Consider the following 272-nt stretch of genomic DNA (forward strand, 5'->3'; position numbering starts at 1 on the left):
TGAGTATCAGACACAGCATTACCACAGTCGTCAGTAGCTGTCCAAGTTCTCGTAATTGTTTGCGTGTTTCCACAAGCATCAACAGCAGTATCAGCAAAAGTCACTGTTACATTTCCACAAGAGTCTGTAGCTGTAGCATTACCAGTAGCAGCAGGATCAGTACTTTCAGTACATTCCACTGTAGCGTCGGCAGGTAATGTTAATGTTGGCGCAGTAGTATCTATTACCGAAATAGTTTGAGTATCAGACACAGCATTACCACAGTCGTCAGT

1 protein-coding gene is annotated in these 272 nt (G+C 43.4%); it reads right to left on the reverse strand.

Annotated features, from left to right (window positions below):
* Positions 1-272: hypothetical protein (locus Q0787_RS19280; protein ID WP_298905092.1), on the reverse strand; the 272-nt coding region annotated here is incomplete at both ends.

The sequence above is a fragment of the uncultured Psychroserpens sp. genome (assembly GCF_947492715.1).
Classification (GTDB): Bacteria; Bacteroidota; Bacteroidia; order Flavobacteriales; family Flavobacteriaceae; genus Psychroserpens.